Source organism: Streptomyces sp. NPDC020731 (genome assembly GCF_044334705.1).
Lineage (GTDB): Bacteria > Actinomycetota > Actinomycetes > Streptomycetales > Streptomycetaceae > Streptomyces.
Genome location: NZ_JBIRTN010000022.1, coordinates 95607 through 118293, shown reverse-complemented (window position 1 = coordinate 118293; position 22687 = coordinate 95607). Strand labels below are relative to the sequence as shown.

Sequence of the window (22687 nt, the reverse complement as noted above, 5' to 3'; positions counted from 1 at the left end):
CTACTTCCCCTGTTCCTTCAGCTCCGGGCGGCCCGGCTGCTCGCCGCCGCGCTCCTTGACGTACGTCTCGGTGGGCACCATCACCTTGCGGCGGAACACGCACACCAGCGTGCCGTCCTGCTTGTAGCCCTTGGTCTCGACGTACACGATCCCGCGGTCGTCCTTCGACTTCGACGGCCACTTGTCGAGCACGGTCGTCTGGCCGTAGACGGTGTCGCCGTGGAAGGTCGGCGCCACGTGCTTGAGCGACTCGATCTCCAGGTTGGCGATCGCCTTGCCGGAGACGTCGGGCACCGACATGCCGAGCAGCAGGGAGTAGACGTAGTTCCCGACCACCACGTTCCTGCCGAAGTCCGTCGTCTTCTCGGCGTAGTTCGTGTCCATGTGGAGCGGGTGGTGGTTCATGGTGAGGAGACAGAACAGGTGGTCGTCGTACTCGGTGACCGTCTTGCCCGGCCAGTGCTTGTACGTCGCCCCGACCTCGAACTCCTCGTAGGTGCGTCCGAACTGCATGGCGCTCAGCCCTCCGGGATCTCGAACTTGCTGGTGCGCCGCATGCCGGCCGCGCGTCCCTTGCCCGAGATGACCAGGGCCATCTTGCGGCTGGCCTCGTCGATCATCTCGTCGCCGAGCATCGCCGAGCCCTTCCTGCCGCCCGCCTCGGACGTGCAGTACTCGTACGCGTCCAGGATCAGCTCGGCGTGGTCGTAGTCCTCCTGCGACGGCGAGAAGATCTCGTTGGACGCCTCGACCTGGCCCGGGTGCAGCACCCACTTGCCGTCGAAGCCGAGGGCCGCGGCGCGCCGGGCGACCTCGCGGTAGCCGTCCACGTTGCGGATCTGCAGGTAGGGGCCGTCGATCGCCTGGAGGTCGTTGGCGCGGGCGGCCATCAGGATCTTCATCAGGATGTAGTGGTAGGCGTCCGCCGGGTAGCCGGGCGGCTGCTCGCCCACGACCAGGGACTTCATGTTGATGGACGCCATGAAGTCGGCCGGGCCGAAGATGATGGTCTCGACGCGCGGGGAGGCCTGCGCGATCTCGTTGACGTTGTTCAGGCCGCGGGCGTTCTCGATCTGCGCCTCGATGCCGATCCGGCCGACCTCGAAGCCCATCGTCTTCTCGATCTGCGTCAGCAGCAGGTCCAGGGCGACGATCTGCCGGGCGTCCTGGACCTTCGGCAGCATGATGCAGTCGAGGTTCGGTCCTGCGCCCTCGACGACCGTCACGACGTCCCGGTACGTCCACTCCGTCGTCCAGTCGTTGACGCGCACGACGCGGGTCTTGCCGGTCCAGTCACCCTCATTGAGGAACTTCACGATGGTGTGCCGCGCCTCGGGCTTGGCGAGCGGCGCGCACGCGTCCTCCAGGTCGAGGAAGACCTGGTCCGCCGGGAGGCCCTGTGCCTTCTCCAGGAAGCGGGGGTTCGAGCCCGGTACCGCCAGGCAGGAGCGCCGGGGGCGAAGGCGGTTCACGGTCGTCATGCGGGGACCTCCAGGGGGTCGAGCTTGTTCGCTGTGCGGATCTCGTCGACGATGCGGCCGATGATCCCGGTGATGTCGAAGTCCTTCGGGGTGAAGACCGCGGCCACTCCCGCGGCCCGCAGCTGTTCGGCGTCACCGCTGGGGATGATGCCACCGGCGATCACCGGTATGTCCGTGGCACCGGCCACACGGAGCCGTTCGAGCACGTCCGGCACCAGCTGGGCGTGCGAGCCGGACAGGATGGACAGGCCCACCGCGTGCACGTCCTCCGCGAGGGCGGCGTCCACGATCTGCTCCGGGGTGAGCCGGATGCCCTGGTAGACCACCTCGAACCCGGCGTCGCGGGCCCGCACGGCGATCTGCTCGGCGCCGTTGGAGTGCCCGTCCAGACCCGGCTTGCCGACCAGGAAGCGCAGCTTGCCGACGCCGAGGTCCCCGGCCGTCAGATCCACCCTGCGGCGGACCTCCGACAGGGCCGAGCCGGCCTCGGCGGCGACCGCCACCGGGGCGGAGGAGACTCCCGTGGGCGCCCGGAACTCGCCGAACACCTCGCGCAGCGCCCCGGCCCACTCACCGGTCGTGACGCCCGCGCGGGCGCACTCCAGGGTGGCCTCCATGAGGTTGCCGGTGCCCTTGGCGGCCTCCTTCAGCTTCTCCAGCGCCTTGCAGGGGCGCGGGTGGTTGAAGGGCGGCTGGTAGCGGGTGTCGCGCCAGTTCTGCAGCGAGGCGATCACGCGGGCCTCGACCGCCGGGTCGACCGTCTGGATCGCGGTGTCCAGGTCGGCGGTCAGCGGGTTCGGCTCGGTGCCCTCGAAGGCGTTCACACCGATGATCTTCTCCTGACCCGACTCGATCCGGGCCCGGCGCTCGGCGTGCGAGGAGACCAGCCGGGACTTGAGGTAGCCGGACTCGACGGCGGCCATCGCACCGCCCATCTCCTCGATCCGCCCCATCTCCGCGAACGAGTCCGCGACCAGCTGCTCCACCTTCGCCTCGATCACCTTCGAGCCCTCGAAGATGTCGTCGTACTCCAGCAGGTCGCTCTCGTAGGCGAGCACCTGCTGGATGCGCAGCGACCACTGCTGGTCCCAGGGGCGGGGCAGGCCCAGGGCCTCGTTCCAGGCCGGCAACTGCACGGCACGCGCGCGGGCGTCCTTGGAGAGGGTCACCGCCAGCATCTCCAGCACGATCCGCTGGACGTTGTTCTCCGGCTGCGCCTCGGTCAGACCGAGCGAGTTCACCTGGACGCCGTAGCGGAAGCGGCGGTGCTTGGGGTCCTCGATGCCGTACCGCTCGCTGGTGACCCGGTCCCAGATGCGGCCGAAGGCGCGCATCTTGCACATCTCCTCGACGAAGCGCACACCCGCGTTCACGAAGAAGGAGATACGGCCGACCACGTCACCCATGCGCTCCTGCGGCACCTGGCCGCTGTCGCGCACCGCGTCGAGCACCGCGATCGCGGTGGACATCGCGTACGCGATCTCCTGCACCGGCGTGGCCCCGGCCTCCTGCAGGTGGTAGCTGCAGATGTTGATCGGGTTCCACTTCGGCATGTGGGAGACCGTGTACGCGATCATGTCCGTCGTCAGGCGGAGCGAGGGCCCCGGCGGGAAGACGTGCGTCCCCCGGGACAGGTACTCCTTGACGATGTCGTTCTGGGTCGTGCCCTGGAGCCGGGTGATGTCCGCGCCCTGCTCCTCGGCGACGACCTGGTAGAGCGCCAGCAGCCACATGGCGGTGGCGTTGATCGTCATCGAGGTGTTCATCTGCTCCAGGGGGATGTCCTGGAACAGCCGGCGCATGTCACCGAGATGGGCCACCGGCACCCCGACCCGGCCGACCTCGCCGCGGGCGAGGACGTGGTCGGAGTCGTAGCCGGTCTGGGTCGGCAGGTCGAAGGCGACCGACAGACCCGTCTGGCCCTTGGCGAGGTTGCGCCGGTACAGCTCGTTGGACGCCTCGGCCGTGGAGTGACCGGCGTACGTGCGCATGAGCCACGGACGGTCCTTCTGACGCTCTGTCATGTCCCGGCCCTCAGATGTTCCGGAAGCGGTTGATGGCGTCGATGTGCTTCGCGCGCTTGACGTGGTCGCGCACGCCCAGGCCCTCCTCGGGCGCCATGCACAGCACGCCGACCTTGCCCTGGTGTGCGTTGCGGTGCACGTCGTGGGCGGCCTGGCCGGTGTCCTCCAGGGAGTACACCTTCGACAGCGTCGGGTGGATCCTGCCCTTCGCGACCAGCCGGTTGGCCTCCCATGCCTCGCGGTAGTTGGCGAAGTGCGAGCCGATGATGCTCTTCAGCGACATCCACAGGTACCGGTTGTCGTACTCGTGGTTGTAGCCCGAGGTGGAGGCGCAGGTGACGATGGTGCCGCCCTTGCGCGTGACGTAGACGCTCGCGCCGAAGGTCTCCCGGCCCGGGTGCTCGAAGACGATGTCCACGTCCTCGCCGCCGGTGAGTTCACGGATGCGCTTGCCGAACCGCTTCCACTCGCGCGGGTCCTGGGAGTGCTCGTCCTTCCAGAACTTGTAGCCCTCGGCGTTGCGGTCGATGATCGCCTCCGCGCCCATCGCCCGGCAGATGTCCGCCTTCTGGTCGCTGGAGACGACACAGATCGGGTTGGCGCCGCCGGCCAGTGCGAACTGGGTGGCGTAACTGCCGAGTCCGCCGCTCGCACCCCAGATGAGGACGTTGTCGCCCTGCTTCATGCCGGCGCCGTTGCGGGACACCAGCTGCCGGTAGGCGGTGGAGTTGACCAGGCCCGGGGCGGCGGCCTCCTCCCAGCTGAGGTGGTCCGGCTTCGGCATCAGCTGGTTGGACTTCACGAGCGCGATCTCGGCGAGACCACCGAAGTTCGTCTCGAAGCCCCAGATGCGCTGCTCGGGGTCGAGCATCGTGTCGTTGTGGCCGTCGCTGGACTCCAGCTCGACGGAGAGGCAGTGGGCGACGACCTCGTCGCCGGGCCGCCAGGCGTTGACGCCGGGGCCGGTGCGCAGCACGACGCCCGCGAGGTCGGAGCCGATGATGTGGTACGGCAGGTCGTGGCGCTTGGTGAGCTCGCTGAGCCTGCCGTAACGCTCCAGGAAGCCGAACGTCGACAGCGGCTCGAAGATCGAGGTCCACACCGAGTTGTAGTTGACCGAGGAGGCCATGACGGCCACCAGGGCCTCACCCGGGCCCAGTTCGGGCAGCGGCACGTCGTCGAGGTGGATCGACTTGCGGGGGTCCTTGTCACGGGTCTCGAGGCCCGCGAACATCTCCGTCTCGTCCTTGTGCACGGTGATCGCGCGGTACGACTCGGGGAGCGGCAGGGCGGCGAAGTCCTCCGACGTGGAGTCGGGCGACTGGATCGCGGCCAGGATGTCCTTCACGGTCACGGTGTTGCCTCCGGCGATGAGCGCCCTGAGGGAGGGGCGCTGAGGGTTACGTCGGTGTGCTGCTGAGGGTCGGGGGATGCCGTCGGTTCGGCGGTGGTGCTTCGGCAGCGCTTGGTGTGCGCGGGAGGTTGCCTGTGACGCAGGCGTCCGGACGTGCGGGCGGTGGGCCCGCCGGGACTCGCCCGGACTCCTTCAACGTATGGCACGCCGTGTCAGCCCGCAAGGCACTGAGTGTCAGAACCTGGGCTCAGGTGAAATCTTTACGCATCAGATGAGCGATGATCGATCGAACGGGCCCTGAAACGCGTGCGAAAAGGGCCTCTGACATGGCAAAACGGCCACCCGGTGGGGTGGCCGTCATCACAGCGGTGAGCGTCTGTTCAGCGTTCCTTGAGCGCCTGCTCGATGGTCCGCATCACCTCGTCCAGCGGGGCGTCCACATGGGCGACCGTCACCAGGACCTCGCCGTGCGCGGACGCCGAGGCCGCGGGCGGCTTCGGCGGCGCGGTGCGCCGGCCCGCCATGATCCCGCTGCCGAAGGTCTTGCGGACGATCGCGAAGGCGTGGTCCAGCTGGGCCTCCACATCGCCCTGGCCGTCGGCCCGCAGCCAGCGCCGCAGCACGTGGTTGTGCGCGGTGACCACGGCGGACGCGGCGACCTCCGCCAGCAGCGGGTCGTCGTTGGCGTCGTCGTCGTGCGCGTGCTCGTCGAAGTGGCCGAGCAGATAACGGGTGAAGAGACGCTCGTAGCGGGCCACCGACGCGATCTCCGCCTCGCGCAGGGTGGGCACCTCGCGCGTCAGCTTGTAGCGGGCGATCGAGATCTCCGGCCGCGCCGCGTACATCTTCATGACCTCCTTGATGCCACGGCACACCGTGTCGAGCGGATGCTCGTGCGCGGGGGCGGCGTTGAGCACCGCCTCGGCGCGGACCAGGGTGTCGTCGTGGTCGGGGAAGATCGCCTCTTCCTTGGAACGGAAGTGGCGGAAGAAGGTGCGGCGGGCGACCCCGGCGGTGGCCGCGATCTCGTCGACGGTGGTGGCCTCGTACCCCTTGGTCGCGAACAGCTCCATCGCGGCGGCCGCCAGTTCCCGGCGCATTTTGAGCCGCTGGGCGGCGGCGCGAGAGCCTGCGGCGCTTTCCGGCGGCTCGGCCGTGACTGGTGTACGTGCGGACTTGGCGGGCTGGGACATGCCCTGAACGTACTGCATGTGCGCAGCTCGATGCGCATGACCGGGGGCTCCCCCGCCCTCGGCGGGCGGGGGAGGGGCGCTGTGGGCCGGTGGCGGGAACCGGTCGGGGTCGAGCAGCCCGCCCCACTCCGCGCCGTTGTCGAACCAGTCGCCGGGGCGCCGCTCAGCGCTTGGCATATTCGCGGAAGCCACGGCCGGTCTTGCGGCCGAGGCAGCCCGCGGCCACCAGGTGCTCCAGCAGCGGCGCCGGCGCGAGACCCGGGTCGCGGAACTCGCGGTGCAGCACCTTCTCGATGGCGAGCGAGACGTCGAGGCCGACGACGTCGAGCAGTTCGAACGGCCCCATCGGATAGCCGCCGCCCAGCTTCATCGCGGCGTCGATGTCGTCGAGGGAGGCGTAGTGCTCCTGCACCATCTTGATCGCGTTGTTGAGGTACGGGAACAGCAGCGCGTTCACGATGAACCCGGCCCGGTCACCGCAGTCCACGGCGTGCTTGCGGATCGTGCCGCAGACCTCGCGCACGGTGGCGTGGACGTCGTCGGCCGTCAGCACCGTGCGCACCACCTCGACCAGCTTCATGGCCGGCGCGGGGTTGAAGAAGTGCATGCCGATCACGTCCTGCGGACGCGAGGTGGCACGGGCGCAGGCGACGACCGGGAGCGAGGAGGTGGTGGTGGCGAGCACGGCGCCCGGCTTGCAGACCTTGTCCAGCGTCGCGAACAACTGCCGCTTGACCTCCAGGTCCTCGGCGACCGCCTCGACCGCGAGACCGACGTCGGCGAAGTCGTCGTACGTGCCGGTCGGACGCACCCGCTCCAGGGTCCGGGCGGCGGCCTCGGCGGTCATCCGCCCCTTGTCGACGGAGCGCGCCAGGGACTTCCCGATCCGGGCCCTGGCGCCCTGCGCCTTCTCCTCGCTGCGGGCGGCCAGGACCACCTCGTAGCCCGCCTTCGCGAAGACCTCGGCGATACCGGAGGCCATGGTGCCGGAACCCGCGACACCCACCGAACGCACCGGACGGCCGACGGTGGGGGAACCGCCCTCCAGCGGGGTCAGGGCGTCCCGCACGACGTTCCCGCTGCCCGGAGCCTCGTACGTGTAGAAACCGCGCCCCGCCTTGCGGCCCGTCAGGCCCGCCTCGCTGAGCTGCTTGAGGATCGGGGCCGGGGCGTGCAGCCGGTCACGGGACTCGGCGTACATGGCCTCCAGGACCGTGCGCGCCGTGTCGACGCCGATCAGGTCGAGCAGCGCCAGCGGACCCATGGGCAGCCCGCAGCCCAGCCGCATCGCGGCGTCGATGTCCTCCCGGGAGGCGTAGTTCGCCTCGTACATCGCGGCGGCCTGGTTGAGGTAGCCGAACAGCAGCCCGTCGGCGACGAATCCGGGCCGGTCACCGACCGCGACGGGCTCCTTGCCCAGGTCCAGCGCGAGGTCGGTGACCGCGGTGACGGCCGCGGGAGCGGTCAGCACACAGGACACGATCTCCACCAGCTTCATCGCCGGCGCCGGGTTGAAGAAGTGCATGCCCAGCACCCGCTCGGGGCGGGCGGAGTCGGCGGCGAGGCGGGTGACGGACAGGGCGTTGGTGCCGGTCGCCAGGATGGTCTCCGGCCGCACGATCCCGTCGAGTTCCCGGAGGATCTGCTGCTTGATCTCGTACGACTCCGGGGTCACCTCGATCACCAGATCGGCGCCGGCGGCGGCCGCGAGGTCGGTCGAGGTGGTGACGCGGGCGAGGAGGTCCGCGCGCTGCTGCTCGGTGAGCCGGCCGCGCTCCACGGCACGGGCGGTCGAGGACTCCAGGGCGGCGAGGCACCGGGCCGCCTGGGCCTCGCTGATGTCGATGCCGACGACGTCGCGGCCGGCGCCGGCCAGGACCTCGGTGATGCCGGCGCCCATCGTGCCGAGGCCGACCACGGCGACGGTCCGGAGCGGGGACAGGGGGGTGTCGGAGAGGGGAGTGGCCATCGCGGGACTCCAGAAATGAGGGTGACGACGGGAAACACGCCCCGGTGCGCCGAAGGGCGCACCGGGTGCGTGCGGATGCGGGTGTCAGCCGGGCTGCGAGCGCACACGCCCGGCACCGTCGGTGAACGACGGCCGATCCGACCGGCCCTGTCCCGGGGCCGAGCCGTACTGCGGTACTTGGAGTACCGAACCGACTGCGACTCACAGCGGCCGCGTCACCAGACCGCCGTGAGGAGGGTCGCGAGTGGGTAACTCGCTCGTCTGAGCTTAACTCGCGGGTAACGAGCGCGCCAGTCCCCGGCTTTGTGATGTACGTCCCGAGCGGCCCCGCACACCCCCTAACCTCTGAACCATGGACGAAGAGTTGCGATCGCTCACGGAGCGCTTACGGACGGAGTCGGGCGGATCGACGGCGTACGACCGTCTCCTGGCCACGGACGAACCCGACACCCTGGCCGGCGTCCTCACCGAAGCCGGGCAGCCGCTGTGGGCACGGGAACTGGCCGCGTTCCGGCTGGGGGTGGCGGGGGACCGGCGGGCCTTCGAGGCACTGGTGCTGCTCCTCAACCACCGTGACCCGCCGCGCTGTGCCGCCGCCGCCCACGCCCTCGCCCGCCTCGGCGACCCGCGCACCGCCCGCGCCGCCGCCGCCCTCGCCACCAACGAACTCCGTGTCGCCTACGCCCTGCACCCGGTCCGCCTGCTGACCGAACTGCGCGCCCCCGAGGCGGTCCCCGCCCTGATCACCACGCTGCGGCGGCGTCTGCGCCCCCACGACCCGTACCGCCGGGTCGCGCTGGCCTGTGTGGAGGGGCTGGGCGAGCTCGGCGACCCGCGCGCCGAGCCCGTGCTCAACGACGCCCTCGCCCATCCGGCGCTGGCCGAGGCGGCCGTGCACGCGCTGGCCCGGATCCCCCGGCCGCGGTAGGGCCGTCAGCCGGACAGCTCCCGCGCGTACCGCACCTCGGGCACCGCCACCCCGTCCACCTCGAAGGGCTCCTCCGCCCCGTCCGCGCCGAACCCCGCCCGCTCGTGGAAACGGCGGGCGCGGGCGTTGTCCTTCAGGACCCACAGACGCATGCGCCCGTGACCGGCGGCGGCACAGCGGCGGACCGCCTCGGTGAGCAGCGTCCGCCCCACGCCCCGGCCGATGTGCTCGGGGCGCAGGTACAGGGCGTACAACTCGGCGTCCGCGGTGCGCGTGCCGCCGTCCCGGTACGGGCCGAACGCGGCCCACCCGGCGAGCTCGCCGCCGTCGGTCTCGGCGACCAGGTTCACCACGCCGCCGTCGCCGTGCCGCAGGCGTGTGCGGTGCCGCTCGGCGTCCGCCGTGATGTCGAGGCCGTCGAGATACGGCTGCGGGACGAGTCCCCGGTAGGCGTGCTGCCAGCCCCGTATGCGGATCCCCGCCACGCCGTCGCAGTCGTCCGCGGTCATCGGCCGCAGCAGGAAACCGCTCATGGACTCATCATGGACCACGGGTACGACAGCCCCGCCCCCACGGCGGGTCAGGCGTTCAACTCCGGAAGCCGAGCAGGCCGTGCAGTGTCGAACCGCGTGCCGACGCCGGTGCCGCCTTCGACGTCAGCGGCTTGGGGTCGGGCAGCGCCGCGCACACCGCGTCGGCCTCACCGCCGTCCCCGCGCGGCACGGTCCCGTCGGCCAGATAGGCCGCCAGGTGCCGGTCCAGACAGGCGTTCCCGCTCAGCGTGATGCCGTGGTTGCCGCCGCCCGACTCGACCACCAGGCTGGAGCGCGTCAGCAGCCGGTGGACGGTGACACCGCCCTGGTACGGGGTCGCCGCGTCGTGCGTCGCCTGGAACAGCAGCGCGGGCGGCAGCTTGCCGTTGCGGATGCGCTCCGGCCGCAGGGACCCGGTCGGCCAGAACGCGCACGGCGCGTTGTACCAGGCGTTGTTCCAGGCCATGAAGGGCGCCCGCTCGTACACCTCCCAGGTGTCCTTGCGCCACTGCCGCCAGTCACGTGGCCAGGCGGCGTCCCGGCACTCCACCGCCGTGTAGACGCTGAAGCCGTTGTCGCCGGAGGCGTCGCCCGCGCCGAAGTTCTCGTACGCCTCGACCAGCGGCTCGGCGTCCCGCTCGTTCACATACGCCGAGAACGCCTCCGCGAGATAGGGCCAGTAGCCGTTGTAGTAGCCGCCCGGGAGGTAGGTGTCCTCCAGTTCGGCGGCGCCCACCTTCCCGCCGGCAGGGTCCTTCTTCAGCGTCGCGCGCATCGCGTACCACGTGGCCTCGACCTTCTCCGGGTCGGTGCCCAGCCCGTACGTCGAGTCGTACCGGGCGACCCAGGCCATGAAGGCGCGGTGGCGGTCGTTGAAGGCGTAGTCCTGGTCGAGGTTGGCGTCGTACCAGACCCCGGTGGGGTCGACGACCGAGTCCAGGACCAGGCGCCGCACCCGCTCCGGGAACAGCTTGGCGTAGACGGCGCCCAGGTAGGTGCCGTAGGAGTACCCGAAGTAATTGACCTTCTTCGCACCCAGCGCCCGCCGGATCACGTCCAGGTCGCGCACCGTGCTGTCCGTGTCGATGTACGGCAGCAGACCGGCGTACTTGCGGCCGCAGGCCGCGGCGAAGGACTGCACGCGCGCGAGGTTCGCCCGCTCGACCTCGGGCGAGGCCGGCACCGGGTCCGGGCGCACCGGATCGAAGTGGCCCGGTGCGCAGTCCAGCGCCGGCTCGCTCGCGCCCACCCCGCGCGGGTCGAAGCCGATGACGTCGTACTGGGCGGCCACCTCCCTCGGCAGCGCCGCCGCGACGAACCCGGCGAGCGTCAGACCGCTGCCGCCGGGGCCGCCCGGGTTCACCAGCAGGGGGCCCTGGTACCGCTTCGCGGTGTGCGGGACGCGGGACAGCGCGAGCGTGATCCTCCGCCCGGCGGGATCGGCGTGGTCGAGCGGCACCTCGACGGACGCGCACTGCAGCGTCGGATAGTCGTCGGTACCGCACTTCTTCCACACGGGCTTCGCGGCGTGGAAGGTCTCCGCGGCGCGCGGGGTGCCGGCCTCGGCGGGCGCGGCCGTGAGGCTTCCGGCCAGGACGACGGCGGCACCGCACAGCACGGCTGCGCGTTTTCTCATAGGGGGCTCTCCCGGGACGGAGGTGCTGCGGGCCGCGGGGCTCACGGCTCACGCGGCATCGTCCCGGTATGGGGCCACATCCGAACATGTTCTGTTGATTCTTGACCCGATCGGGTCGCCGGATGCGCTCGAACGCGCTTAAAGGAGCGTGAGTTGGGTCGGCTCCGCCGCCAGGGGTTCGGCGGGCCCGTCAGCGCGGATCCGGCGGGGCGCCCCGCGCGGGTGGGGCCGGTGCCGTACTCCCGGGCCGGCTCGTGCACCTGGCGGGTGATGCGGCGCTGGTACCGCTTCGGGGCGTAGGCGCCGTCCGCGTACAGCCGCTCGTAGCGGGCCACCAGCGCTGGCCCGTCCCCAGGTGCGTCACCGGCCGCGGCAGTTGTTCGCCGACCGGGTTCGCGTTCCCGCACCTCGACGAGCGGGACGCCCGGTTCGCCGTGACCCAGGCCCGGTACGGACTCGGTGGCGTGCTCACCTCGCTGCCCGGCTGTCTGTATGTCAGCCCCCCCCACCGCATCGGAGACGCGGAGTGCGAGCCCTCTGGTCCGACTGTCGTGGCGGATGGGCGGGGCCTCTACTGTGCCTGAGGCGGCCGGTGAGGACGGAGACGCGGGTGTCGAGCATGGTCGCGATGCGCGGTAGCCCGCTGAACCAGGCACTGACTTCGCATCGTTCGATGCACTGGAGGGTGCGGCGGCTGGTGCCCCCGGCTCTTGGGTCCCGCCCTGTAGGAGGTCCGCAAGCCCCCCCGGCAGGGCAGTCGACGTGAGGTCACGCACGCCGGTGCTTGCGGTTCCTTGCTGCGAGGGCTCACTGATCCTTCAGGCGATCGGTCGTGCGCTTACGTAGGAGCAGCCACTGACTGACGGGAGTGCCGCCTGCCGGGCCCGCACCGCCGTCCTGGAGCAGCGCGCAGTATGCGGCTGCCCCTGCCCGGGGTGCGTTGGGCTGTGGCCCGCGGTTGTCCCGGCCTGTGATCGATGTGGTCATGTTCTTCCAGACCCTGTCGGCCTGCGGTGCGCTGACCATGAGAAATCACTCCGCGTAAGTAGGGTCATTGATGGAAGTGCGTGCACCGTGCGTCCGGGCCCGGTACGGGTTCACCATCCATTTTGGATGGGCTGCGGGACGCTTCCGGCACCTGGTCGGCAATCGAGCGGGCCTGAATCCCGTGGAAGGTGATGCCACGGAACTCCGGCGTGTCGAAGGTGCGGGTCGTGACCGCCTCTACGCCGAACACCGCGGCGTCGGCCCGGCTGTGTTCGGACTCCGGTGAGCGGTTCTCCCAGGGCATGACGCCTCCTCGGTATCACTGCACCATAGAATAGAACACTTGTTCCCTTGATCGTGTGAGTGACATTCTCGGTCACTCTCCCGATCGCATCCGGACCGTTCCTGGTCAGTGAGCAGGCGTGGGTCTCGGACCCGTTCCTGCCCCCGACGGGCCCGGTGCGACAAACGGCGCCACAAGCATCCGCAGTCCCTCCACCCCGCACCCCCGACCAGCCGTGAGGACTCGCTCGTCCCATCCGGCGAGCATCACCCGCAGAGGTCACCCCTTCGACAGGCGAACTCTCATTCCCTCCCGGGCGGGACAACACGCCCCTCGACCACCACCCACCGCACACGCCAGAACGCGTCCGTACTCAGTCAGATCCGAGCAGTTCCCATCCCCCCGATTTGGGCGGCCGGGCACGGGGGTGGTTGGCTTGGCCCGCACCCGAGAACCCATGCCCTGGAGGTAAGCGATGGCGCAGGTCGAGGCCACTACGGAGCGGATCGTCGCGGCGGACGCGGAGACGGTGTTCGACGCCCTCGCCGACTACAGCGGCACCCGCGCGAAACTGCTGCCCGAGCAGTACAGCGAGTACGAGGTCCGCGAGGGCGGCGACGGTGAGGGCACCCTCGTGCACTGGAAGCTCCAGGCCACCAGCAAGCGCGTGCGCGACTGCCTCCTGGAGGTCACCGAGCCGACCGACGGCGAACTGGTCGAGAAGGACCGCAACTCCTCCATGGTCACCACCTGGCGGGTCACCCCGGCCGGTGACGGCCGCTCCCGCGTCGTGGTGAGCACCGTCTGGAACGGCGCCGGCGGCATCGGCGGCTTCTTCGAGAAGACCTTCGCGCCCAAGGGCCTCGCCCGTATCCACGACGCCCTGCTGGCCAGGCTGGCCACGGAGGTCGAGAAGTAAGGGGCGGCAATCCCTCGTGAACGGTGCGGAGTTGGCTTCTCACCGGTTCGAGTGATCTCGTCACGACCCTTCTCTGTCCCGTAACTTGCCGCGCTTGCTCGTAGTTGTCGCTTTTACGCAGGAATTGTCCGGCGGTGCGACGAGGGGAGCGGCACATGGGCGGGATCACTCTGACGCAGGACGAGCCGGTCACGGCACCACCGGCCGGGGGCCCGGCGCCCCCGGCACCGGTCGTCGAGCCGGGCCTGAGCCCCCGCCGGGTCCGGCTGGTCTTCCTCGCGCTGATGCTGGCGCTGCTGCTCGCGGCCCTCGAGCAGATGATCGTCGCCACCGCCCTTCCGAAGATCGTCGGTGAGCTGCACGGCCTGGACCGGATGTCCTGGGCGATCACCGCCTATCTGCTCACCGCCACCGTCGGACTGCCGGTCTACGGCAAGCTCGGCGACCTGCTCGGCCGCAAGGGCGTCTTCCAGTTCGCGATCCTCGTTTTCGTCGTCGGCTCCGCGCTGGCGGGCCGCGCGTCGACCATGGACCAGCTGATCGCCTACCGCGCGGTGCAGGGCGTCGGCGCGGGCGGGCTGATGATCGGCGTACAGGCGATCATGGCTGACATCGTGCCCGCCCGGCAGCGCGGCCGGTTCATGGGGCTGATCGGCGCCGCCTTCGGTCTCGCGTCCGTCGCCGGACCGCTGCTCGGCGGTTACTTCACCGACCACCTCTCCTGGCGCTGGTGCTTCTACATCAACGTCCCCTTCGGCATCGTCACCATGGCCGTCGTCGCCCTGACGCTCAAGCTCCCCAAACCTGCGGCCCGGGGCCGTTTCGACGTCCTCGGCACCCTGCTGCTGGCCGTCGCCTCCACCTGTCTGGTGCTGCTGACCAGTTGGGGCGGCACCGAGTACGCCTGGGGCTCCCGCGTCGTGCTCGGTCTCGGCGCGGGCGCCGCCGCCGCCGGCGTCCTCTTCCTCGTCGTCGAGCGCTTCGCCGCCGAACCCCTCGTCCCGCTGCGGCTGTTCCGGGACTCCGTCTTCAACGTCACCGGCCTGGTGGGCCTGGTGATCGGCGTCGCCCTGTTCGGCGCCGCCGGCTATCTGCCGACGTACCTGCAGATGGTCGACGGGGCCTCCGCCACCGAGTCCGGACTGCTGATGCTGCCCATGATGGGCGGCATCGTCGGCGCCTCGGTCATCTCCGGGCAGCTCATCAGCCGCTCCGGCCGCTACCGGCTCCACCCCGTCGTCGGTACCGCCCTCTCCGTCGTCGGCATGTGGCTGCTGTCCCGCCTGGAGACCGGCACTCCCCGGCTGCACTACAGCATCTGGATGGCCGTCCTCGGCACCGGCATCGGCATGGTGATGCCGGTGCTGATCCTCGCCGTGCAGAACTCCGTGCGCCCCGCAGACCTCGGCACCGCCACCAGTGCCCACAACTACTTCCGGCAGATCGGCGGCAGCGTCGGCGCCGCCGTCTTCGGCACCCTCTTCGCCGGCCGGCTCGCCGACGCGCTCGAGGACGGCCTGCCCGCCGGCGCGGGCACCGCACCCGACGCCCAGTCGATCACCCCCGAGTTCGTGCACGCGCTGCCGCCCGAGCTGCGCGACGCCTACGTGCAGGCCTACGCCGACGCCATGCCGCGCATCTTCCTCTACCTGGTGCCGGTGCTCGTCCTCGGCCTGTTCATCGCCTTCTTCCTCAAGGAGAGACCACTGGTGTCCCACCACGCCCCCACCGCCGATCCGGCCCACTTCACGGCACAGGTGCCGCACGCACGCCCTCACGCTCCGGGCGGGGGGACCCCCACCTCGCTTCGCTCGCCGCACACCGGCGGCATCCCCGTCTGCGGGACCGTGCAGCACCCCGACGGGACCGCCGTACCGCGCGCCGCGCTCACCCTCATCGACGTCACCGGACAGCAGACCGGACGGGGCGCCAGCGGTGAGGACGGGCGGTACGCGCTGGCCACGCCCGGCCCGGGATCGTACGTCCTGATCGCCGCCGCGGGCGGTCACCAGCCGCAGGCGGTCTCGGTGACCGTCGGTGAGCGGCCCGTCGAACTCGATGTCGTCCTCGGTGGCGCGGGCCGTCTCGCCGGCAGTGTCGTCACCGCCGACGGCACACCGGTGCGGGACGCGGCCGTCACCCTCACCAACGTCCACGGGGAAGTGGTCGCCGGTACCCGCAGCGGCCGGGAGGGCGGCTATGTCATCAGCGAACTGGTGGCCGGCGAGTACACCGTCGCCGCGAGCGCGCCCGCCTTCCGCCCGGCCGCACTCCCCGTCACCGTCCAGGCCGCCCGCGAGACGCGCCAGGACGTCGAGCTGGCCGGCGGCGCCGTGCTGCGCGGCACCGTGCGGGCCGGCGGCGGACGGCCGGTCGAGGAGGCGCGCGTGACCCTCCTGGACGCGGCGGGCAACGTCGTCGACACCCTCACCACCGGACCCGACGGCACCTTCCGGTTCGTCGACCTGGCGTCGGGTGAGTACACCGTCATCGCCGCCGGTTATCCACCGGTCGCGACCGTGCTCCAGGTGGCCGGCGGAGGCCGTACGGAACGCGACCTCCAGCTGGGCCACGAGGACTGAAACGGTCGGTCACGCGCGGGAACGTACGCCGGTGCGAGCACCGGCGAGCAATTCCCGCGTTGACACACATCGCGACCGACCGTGGCCGTACGGTGGTGACGGCGGTACAGATCTTGCGCAGCCGGGGGAGAGAGGGCCTGGGCCATGGACCATGGCACCGAGCGGGACACACCTCCGGATCGCCGCGCGGGGGACGGCGCGGCGACCGGACAGGGCGGCGCCGGCCGTATCCCCCTGGCCGTGGTCGTGGTCGACCGCGACGGACTCGTCTCCCACTGGAGCAGGGGCGCGCGACGCCTGTTCTCCCTCGCCAAGGAGGACGCGCTCGGCCGCCCGGCGGTCGACCTGCTGCCCGTGACCGGGGCCCTGCCCGAGGGACCCGAGGAGGAGGAACCCAACCCGTACGGGGCGTACGCCGCCTACGACGGTCTGGGGCCCGGCCTCGGTGCCTCGCTCGGCGGGGGTCTGTCCTACCCGGCCGCGGGCCGCGCCCGGCTGGCGGCCTCCGGCAACGGCCGTGTCGACGTGCTGTGGTGGGCCTACCCGCTGGTGGGCCCGGGACGCGAGCGGCTGCTGGTGCTGGCCGCCGACGCGGAGGGGCTGCACACGGACGGCGCCGGGGTGTTCGAACGCATCGCGCCCGGCTTCGCCCTGCACACCGACTTCCCCGGCTCCGCGGACCTCGCCCGCCGGCTCCCCGAGATCCTCCCCAGCATGAGTGTCGGCGACAGTGCGCTTATCGTCGCCCAGGTTCTCGAACTGGGTTATCCCATCCTGGAGTTCAGCCAGAACGACCGGGTGCCCGTCACCCCCGACTGGGGTGTGCCCCGGCGCATCGAACGCCGGGAGCGTCGCGAACGGGCCGCGCGGGCGCTGGCGGCCGGCGAACCGGTGCCCGAGGAACTGCGCGACGAGGGCGAGGACCTCGAGTACGCCGCCGTCCGCGAACGCCTGGAGTTCCTCAACGAGGTCAGCTCCCGGATCGGCACCTCCCTCGACCTCTCCCGCACCATCGTCGAGGTCAGCAAGGCCGTCGTGCCCCGCTTCACCGACGTCGCCGGCACCTATCTGCGCGAACAGGTCGTCGCCGGTGAGGGATTCGACGAGGGCGTGCCGGACACCACCACCCTGTGGCACCGGGTCGCCCTGGAGCACACCGACGAACCCGGCCGCTGGGACGACGTCGTACCCGTCGGCGAGGCCATGCCCTTTCCGGCACACACCCCGTTCTTCCAGTGCATGACCACCGGCGAACCCGTCCTCGTGCCGCGCATCAGCGAGGAGACGGGCCACGCCATCGCCTCGCAGTTCGAGAAGCGGGACATCCGGCCGCTGATCACCGGGCGTTCGATGCTGGTCGTCCCGCTGAAGGCGCGCCATGTCGTCCTCGGCTTCATGATCCTGCTGCGCCATCCGGAGCGGCAGGTCTTCAACGACATGGACCGGGTCACCGGTGCCGAACTCGCCGCCCGCGCGGGCCTCGTGCTCGACAACGCGCGCATGTACACGTACCAGGAGAACGTCGCCGAGACGCTCCAGGACAGCATGCTGCCGCACATCCCGCCGCGCATGGCGGGCTGCGACATCGCCACCCGCTATCTGCCGGGCACCCTGCTCGGGCGGATCGGCGGCGACTGGTTCGACGCGGTGAAGCTGCCCGGTGCCCGCACCGCGTTCGTCGTCGGTGACGTCATGGGGCACGGGCTGAACTCGGCCGCGATGATGGGCCAGTTGCGCACCGCCGTGCAGACCATGGCCGCGCTGGACCTGCCGCCCGCGCAACTCCTGCGCAATCTCGACGACTTGGCCCAGCGGCTCGGCGACACCTACCTCGCGACCTGCCTGTACGCCGTCTACGACCCCATCGCGAGCGAGCTGTACCTCGCCAACGCCGGACACATCCCGCCGGTCCTGGTCCGTGCCGCCGACGGGCGCAGCGAACTGCTCGCCCTGCCCACCGGGGCGCCCATCGGCGTCGGCGGGGTGCCCTTCGAAGCGGTGCGCGTGCCCGTGGAACCCGGCGACCGGCTGGTGATGTGCACCGACGGACTGGTCGAGGTGCGCGGCGAGGACATCGGTGTCGGGCTGGCCACGCTGTGCGAGTCCGCCGCCCATCCGGCCGCCTCCATGGACGACGCCTGCGACACCATCATCCGGTCCCTCAACACATGTGGCGGACGCAAGGACGACGTGGCCCTGCTGATGGCCCGGCTGGGCGGCATCGAACCCGACGACGTCGCCGAATGGCGGATCGCTCCCGAGCCGTCCGAGGTCGGCCGGGCCCGCGCGGTGGTTCGCGAGCGGTTGTACGACTGGGGCCTGCCGAAGCTCGTCGACAGCGCCGAGCTGATGGTGAGCGAACTCGTCACCAACGCCGTGCTGCACTCCCACGCCCGCCCCGTCGCCCTGCGGCTGGTGCGCGGCGACACGTTGCTGTGCGAGGTGGAGGACGACGACCACGAACTGCCGACGCTGATCGACGCGCGGCCGGCGGACGAGTTCGGGCGCGGCCTGCGCGTGGTCAGCACCCTCGCCCGCCAGTGGGGCACCAGCCGGACGGCGGCCGGCAAGAGCGTGTGGTTCGAACTGACGCTGCCGCGACAACGCTGAGCGCCGGTGGTACGCGGCGCACTTCGGGGCGAACGAGCCGTGAAGGAACGCGCCGTGTGCTTGTCCGCGCGCCCGGGGCGCGATACACCGTACTGGCCCGTCACACGGGGCGGGCCGGCGTCGCACCCTGGGGAGTCGGGCATGAGCGTGACCAGTCGGTACCGGGAGGCCTGGGAGAGTTTCTGGCGTGAGGCACCGGACGAGCCGGGGGCCGTGTTCTGGGACGCGGAGCCCGCCCTGACGGTGGCCCGCCACCTCGCCCTGTTCGAACCGCATCTCACCGACCCCGGTCTGCCGCTGGTGGACCTGGGGTGCGGCAACGGCACCCAGACCCGCTTCCTCGCCGACCGCTTCCCGCAGGTCCTCGGTGCCGACCTCTGTGCCGCCGCCCTGGACCGCGCCCGTGGCGCCGACCCGGCCGGGCAGGCGGCGTACCGGCGGCTGGACGCGGTGGAGAAGGCCGAGTCGGGGGCCCTGCACGCCGAACTCGGCGACGCCAACGTGTACATGCGCGGTGTGCTGCACCAGTGCGAGGCCGACGACCGGCAGGCGCTGGTGGACGGCATCGCCACGGTGGTCGGCGACCGCGGCCGGGCCTTCCTCGTCGAGCCCTCCGAGGCCGCCGGAGCCCTCCTGCGGGGCCTCGCGGCCGGCCCCGGCGGTCCGCCGCCCAAACTCGCACCGGTCCTGCGGCACGGCATAGCCCCCGGCGAGGTCGACGACGCGGCCGTGCCCGAGTTCCTGACCGCGGCCGGACTGACCGTACTGGCGAGCGGCACCCTGCCGCTGACCACCACGGAACACGGCCCCGACGGCACCCGTATCGCACTGCCGTCCCTCTGGTTCGTGACGGGACGCACCGCGTAGGACAAGGCCCCGTAGTCCTAGCTCGGACACCAGGGAGCAAGTAACCCGCCGGTAGCCTTCAGGGCTTTGCCGCGGCGCTCTTCTTCGGCTGGCGGGGCACGGTCTTCTCTCGGTCGAGGTGTCCGTAGACCGTGGAGCGGGGGACGTTGAACATGTCGGCAATCTGCTGGACGGTCTTTTCGCGAGCATCGTAGAGCTGCTGGGCCAGTTCGGCCTGGTCCGGAGTCAGCTTGGGGCGGCGCCCGCCGAGCCGGCCGCGCGCCCGCGCGGAGGCGAGCCCGTCGTTGGTGTTCGCCACGATCAGCTCTCGCTGGAGCTCGGCGAGCACGCTGAGCATGCCGAACATGGCGCGGCCTTCCATGGTGGCGGTGTCGATGCCTTGCTCGATGACGTGCAGACCGATGCCGCGCTCGCGTAGGTCGGCGCCGAGGGTGACCAGGTGCAGGACGGAACGGGAGAGACGGTCGAGCCGGGTGACCTTGAGGGTGTCGCCCTCGCGCATCAGTTGCATGACGAGGTCGAGCTTGGACCGGGAGGCTTTTGCGCCGCTGGCGACGTCGACGTGGATGTTGTCGCGGTCGACGTCGTTTCGCAGTAGTGCGTCGATCTGGTGGTCGGGGTTCTGATCGGCCGTCGAGGAGCGGCAGCAGCCAAGAAGCAATGTCGGAAGCTATCCCCAATGGCCGTTCACCGACGTTGATTTCCGGCGCGAGTTGCCGACACTGTCCACCTGCGGGTTCGTGATCACGGTTCCAAGTGTCGGCAGACGTTCGTTTCTCGACACCCTGCGAGCGCCAACCATGCGCGGCTGGCTCCCCTCGACGCCGGACGGCTGGCGCCCGCAGTGCATGCCTTGCCGAGTGGTCGATGCAGAGCACTATAGTGCTAGGCAACTAGATAAATGGAGGAACCGGTGATTGAGTTCCACCTGAACAGCCGGTCTGGCCTGTCCCCGTACCAGCAGCTGGTCCAGCAGGTGAAGCACGCACTGCGCCTGGGCCTGCTGAAGGAGGGGGATCGGCTGCCGACGGTCAAGGACGTGGCGAAGCAGATGGCGGTCAACCCGAACACGGTGCTCAAGGCTTACCGGGAGTTGGAGCACGAAGGTCTGGTGGCCGCCCGTCCCGGCGTCGGGACGTTCGTGGCCCGGACGCTGGCCGACGGCACGCTCGCCGCGCACGGACCGCTACGCAAGGACCTGCAGCGCTGGCTGACCAAGGCCCGGCTGGCCGGGCTCGATGAGGAGAGCATCGAGGCGCTGTTCCTGAACACGTTTCGTAACACCGCCGGAGAGGACGTAGCGTGAGCGCTGTCTTGCGAGCCCAGGGCCTGGGCAAGAGGTACAAGCAGCGCTGGGCGCTGCAGAACTGCGACCTGGACGTCCCCGCCGGCCGGGTGGTCGGCCTGGTCGGCCCCAACGGCGCGGGCAAGTCGACCTTGTTGAAACTGGCCTCCGGCATGCTGATCCCGACGGCCGGCACCATTGAGGTGTGCGGTGGCCGCCCTGCTGCGGGTGTGGAACAGCTGGCCAAGGTCGGCTTCGTCGCGCAGGACACCCCGGCCTACACCGCGCTGAGCGTTGCCGACCACCTCGACTTCGGCAAGCGCCTCAACCCGAACTGGGACGACGCCGTGGCGCGCGACCGGATCCGTCGCCTCGGCCTGGACCCCAAGCAGCGTGCCGGCAAGTTGTCCGGCGGCCAGCGCGCGCAGCTCGCCCTCACCCTGGGCATCGCCAAGCGCCCGGAACTGCTCATCCTGGACGAGCCGGTCGCGGCCCTGGACCCGCTTGCCCGACGGGAGTTCATGCAGGACCTGATGGAGGCCGTCGCCGAGCACGAGCTGAGCGTCGTGCTCTCCTCCCATCTGGTCTCCGACGTGGAGCGGACCTGCGACTACGTTATCGTCCTGGTCGACTCCCGGGTGCAGGTGGCCGGCGACATCGACGACCTGGTCGCCTGCCACCACCGGCTCACCGGACCGCGCCGGGACCCGGACACGCTCCCGGCCGGTCAGCACGTCATCACCGCCAGCCACACCGATCGGCAGACCACTCTCCTGGTGCGCACCGACACCGCAGTCCACGATCCGTCCTGGACTGTCAGCCCGCTCGGTCTGGAAGACATCGTCCTGGCCTACATGACCCGGCCCGCCGATGCGGTACGTGACACCCGGCCCACACTGGAGGTACTCCGATGATCTGGCTGACCTGGCGCCAGTTCCGCACCCAAGCCGCCGTGATGTTCGCCGCGGTGGCTGCCCTCGCCGCCACCCTCGCGGTCACCGGCCCGCAGCTGGCCGACCTCTACCGAGCTGCCGGCAGCGGCCTGGTGGACCAGGCCTCCAGTTCGGACCAGACCCTTTACTACGCCGGACTGGTGGTCGTGCTCGCCGTGCCGGCGGTCATCGGGATGTTCTGGGGCGCGCCGCTGATCTCCCGTGAACTGGAGACCGGCACCCACTACCTCGCGTGGAACCAGGGCGTCACCCGTACGCGCTGGCTGGCGACCAAGCTGGGCCTTGGTGCGGCGGCCTCCATGACCGCTGCCGGACTGGCCGCACTCGCGGTGAGCTGGTGGAGCAGCCCCATCGACCGGGCTGTCAACGGCGGTGGCGCGACGGACACGTACTTCCCACGGCTCGACCCCGTGGCCTTCGCCGCACGCGGTGTCGTCCCCATGGCCCATGCCGCCTTCGCCTTCGTCCTGGGCGTCGCCCTCGGCCTCGTCATCCGCCGCACCCTAGCCGCGATGGCAACCACGCTCGTCGTCTACGCCGCCGTCCAGATCACTGTGCCGATGTGGGTCCGGCCTCATCTGGTCGCCCCGGATCAGATCACCGTGCCGATCACGACCGGTATCCCCATCAGCATCCAGGAGGGTGCCAAGCAGATCGTTGCGCATCCCGAAGTGCCCGGTGCCTGGGAAACCTCCCAACAGACCCTGAACGCCTCCGGTCAGCCGTCCTCCCTGCCGTCGTCCTTCGCCGAGTGCCTGCGCACCGAGTCGGGCCCGCCCACCGCGCAGCAATTCGACGGCTGCATCGCCAACCTCGGTGCCCAGGGCTACCAGCAGCAGGTGACGTACCAGCCAGCCGGCAACTTCTGGGCCCTGCAATGGGCCGAGACCGGGCTCTACCTCGGCCTCGCCCTGGCCTTGACCGGGTTCTGCGCCTGGTGGATCCGCCGCCGAGTGACCTGACATACGCCAGTCCCGCTATGGGAGTATCCGCGAGGGGCAGCCGGGTCCCGGCCGCCCCTCGCGGCGTTGACAGGGTTTTCTCACATTCGAGATCAATCTCGCCGATACTGGCTGTCCTGCT

The 22687-nt window shown here is 70.7% G+C and carries 18 protein-coding genes and 2 pseudogenes; 9 read left to right on the top strand and 11 right to left on the bottom strand.

Annotation, left to right across the window (positions count from 1 at the left end):
• From ACH4VX_RS29790 to ACH4VX_RS29765, 6 genes are all read right to left on the bottom strand, one after another.
• On the bottom strand, window positions 1-513 hold the full coding sequence (locus tag ACH4VX_RS29790) for a MaoC family dehydratase (RefSeq protein ID WP_398371683.1): 513 nt from the start codon (window positions 511-513) through the stop codon (window positions 1-3).
• Window positions 514-518: 5 nt separating this feature from the next.
• Window positions 519-1481, bottom strand: coding sequence for an HpcH/HpaI aldolase/citrate lyase family protein (locus ACH4VX_RS29785; protein WP_398371681.1), 963 nt, complete (start codon window positions 1479-1481; stop codon window positions 519-521).
• Window positions 1478-3505 carry a protein meaA gene (locus tag ACH4VX_RS29780; RefSeq protein WP_398371680.1) on the bottom strand — a complete coding sequence of 676 codons (2028 nt, stop codon included), beginning with the start codon at window positions 3503-3505 and terminating at the stop codon, window positions 1478-1480. The genes ACH4VX_RS29785 and ACH4VX_RS29780 overlap by 4 nt, the downstream gene beginning before the upstream one ends.
• Before the next feature lie 10 nt (window positions 3506-3515).
• Entirely contained in the window at window positions 3516-4859 is a 1344-nt protein-coding gene (ccrA, locus tag ACH4VX_RS29775; protein ID WP_398371678.1) for a crotonyl-CoA carboxylase/reductase, read from the bottom strand.
• Window positions 4860-5239: 380 nt separating this feature from the next.
• A complete protein-coding gene (locus tag ACH4VX_RS29770; protein WP_398371677.1) occupies window positions 5240-6052 on the bottom strand; it encodes a TetR family transcriptional regulator in 813 nt (270 codons plus the stop codon).
• A gap of 163 nt (window positions 6053-6215) precedes the next feature.
• Window positions 6216-8021: a 3-hydroxyacyl-CoA dehydrogenase family protein gene (locus ACH4VX_RS29765; protein WP_398371676.1), complete on the bottom strand. Its 1806-nt coding sequence runs from the start codon at window positions 8019-8021 to the stop codon at window positions 6216-6218.
• 352 nt (window positions 8022-8373) lie between these two features.
• Between ACH4VX_RS29765 and ACH4VX_RS29760 the strand changes: the two genes are divergently transcribed.
• Window positions 8374-8949 carry an adenylosuccinate lyase gene (locus ACH4VX_RS29760; protein WP_398371675.1) on the top strand — a complete coding sequence of 192 codons (576 nt, stop codon included), beginning with the start codon at window positions 8374-8376 and terminating at the stop codon, window positions 8947-8949.
• A gap of 5 nt (window positions 8950-8954) precedes the next feature.
• On the opposite strand, the gene ACH4VX_RS29755 is transcribed toward ACH4VX_RS29760, so the two are convergent.
• From ACH4VX_RS29755 to ACH4VX_RS29745, 3 genes and pseudogenes are all read right to left on the bottom strand, one after another.
• On the bottom strand, window positions 8955-9482 hold the full coding sequence (locus ACH4VX_RS29755; protein ID WP_398371674.1) for a GNAT family N-acetyltransferase: 528 nt from the start codon (window positions 9480-9482) through the stop codon (window positions 8955-8957).
• Between the two features lie 55 nt (window positions 9483-9537).
• Window positions 9538-11118, bottom strand: a complete 1581-nt coding sequence (locus tag ACH4VX_RS29750) for an alpha/beta hydrolase (protein ID WP_398371672.1) — start codon at window positions 11116-11118, stop codon at window positions 9538-9540.
• A 138-nt stretch (window positions 11119-11256) separates the two neighbouring features.
• Window positions 11257-11462, bottom strand: a pseudogene (locus tag ACH4VX_RS29745) (radical SAM protein); the annotation flags it as partial.
• Between the two features lie 39 nt (window positions 11463-11501).
• Between ACH4VX_RS29745 and ACH4VX_RS29740 the strand changes: the two are divergent.
• A pseudogene (locus ACH4VX_RS29740) lies at window positions 11502-11675 on the top strand (ATP-grasp ribosomal peptide maturase); the annotation flags it as partial.
• Window positions 11676-12169: 494 nt separating this feature from the next.
• On the opposite strand, the gene ACH4VX_RS29735 reads toward ACH4VX_RS29740, so the two are convergent.
• Window positions 12170-12409 (bottom strand): hypothetical protein, encoded by a 240-nt coding sequence (locus ACH4VX_RS29735; protein WP_398371670.1) that lies wholly within the window; start codon window positions 12407-12409, stop codon window positions 12170-12172.
• 454 nt (window positions 12410-12863) lie between these two features.
• Here ACH4VX_RS29735 and ACH4VX_RS29730 point away from each other — a divergent pair, with 454 nt between their 5' ends.
• The 4 genes from ACH4VX_RS29730 to ACH4VX_RS29715 all read left to right on the top strand — a co-directional run bounded on the left by ACH4VX_RS29730 (window position 12864) and on the right by ACH4VX_RS29715 (window position 19366).
• Complete coding sequence (locus ACH4VX_RS29730; protein WP_398371669.1) at window positions 12864-13307, top strand: SRPBCC family protein; 444 nt, start codon at window positions 12864-12866, stop codon at window positions 13305-13307.
• Window positions 13308-13462: 155 nt separating this feature from the next.
• The gene (locus ACH4VX_RS29725; protein WP_398371667.1) at window positions 13463-15889 is read left to right on the top strand and encodes an MFS transporter; all 2427 of its coding nucleotides are present in this window, start codon (window positions 13463-13465) and stop codon (window positions 15887-15889) included.
• 144 nt (window positions 15890-16033) lie between these two features.
• A complete protein-coding gene (locus ACH4VX_RS29720) occupies window positions 16034-18499 on the top strand; it encodes a SpoIIE family protein phosphatase (RefSeq protein WP_398371665.1) in 2466 nt (821 codons plus the stop codon).
• A 141-nt stretch (window positions 18500-18640) separates the two neighbouring features.
• A complete protein-coding gene (locus ACH4VX_RS29715) occupies window positions 18641-19366 on the top strand; it encodes a class I SAM-dependent methyltransferase (protein ID WP_398371664.1) in 726 nt (241 codons plus the stop codon).
• Between the two features lie 58 nt (window positions 19367-19424).
• Here the strand turns inward: ACH4VX_RS29715 and ACH4VX_RS29710 are convergent, their stop codons facing one another.
• On the bottom strand, window positions 19425-20027 hold the full coding sequence (locus ACH4VX_RS29710; RefSeq protein ID WP_398371662.1) for a recombinase family protein: 603 nt from the start codon (window positions 20025-20027) through the stop codon (window positions 19425-19427).
• A gap of 240 nt (window positions 20028-20267) precedes the next feature.
• On the opposite strand from ACH4VX_RS29710, the gene ACH4VX_RS29705 reads away from it, so the two are divergent.
• Genes ACH4VX_RS29705 through ACH4VX_RS29695 form a run of 3 tightly spaced genes read left to right on the top strand, consistent with a single transcriptional unit; the run spans window position 20268 to window position 22566 of the window.
• A complete protein-coding gene (locus tag ACH4VX_RS29705; RefSeq protein WP_398371660.1) occupies window positions 20268-20672 on the top strand; it encodes a GntR family transcriptional regulator in 405 nt (134 codons plus the stop codon).
• The gene (locus ACH4VX_RS29700) at window positions 20669-21565 is read left to right on the top strand and encodes an ABC transporter ATP-binding protein (RefSeq protein ID WP_398371658.1); all 897 of its coding nucleotides are present in this window, start codon (window positions 20669-20671) and stop codon (window positions 21563-21565) included. The genes ACH4VX_RS29705 and ACH4VX_RS29700 overlap by 4 nt, the downstream gene beginning before the upstream one ends.
• Window positions 21562-22566 carry a transporter gene (locus tag ACH4VX_RS29695; RefSeq protein WP_398371657.1) on the top strand — a complete coding sequence of 335 codons (1005 nt, stop codon included), beginning with the start codon at window positions 21562-21564 and terminating at the stop codon, window positions 22564-22566. Before ACH4VX_RS29700 ends, ACH4VX_RS29695 begins: the two co-directional genes overlap by 4 nt.
• Window positions 22567-22687 lie beyond the last annotated feature (121 nt).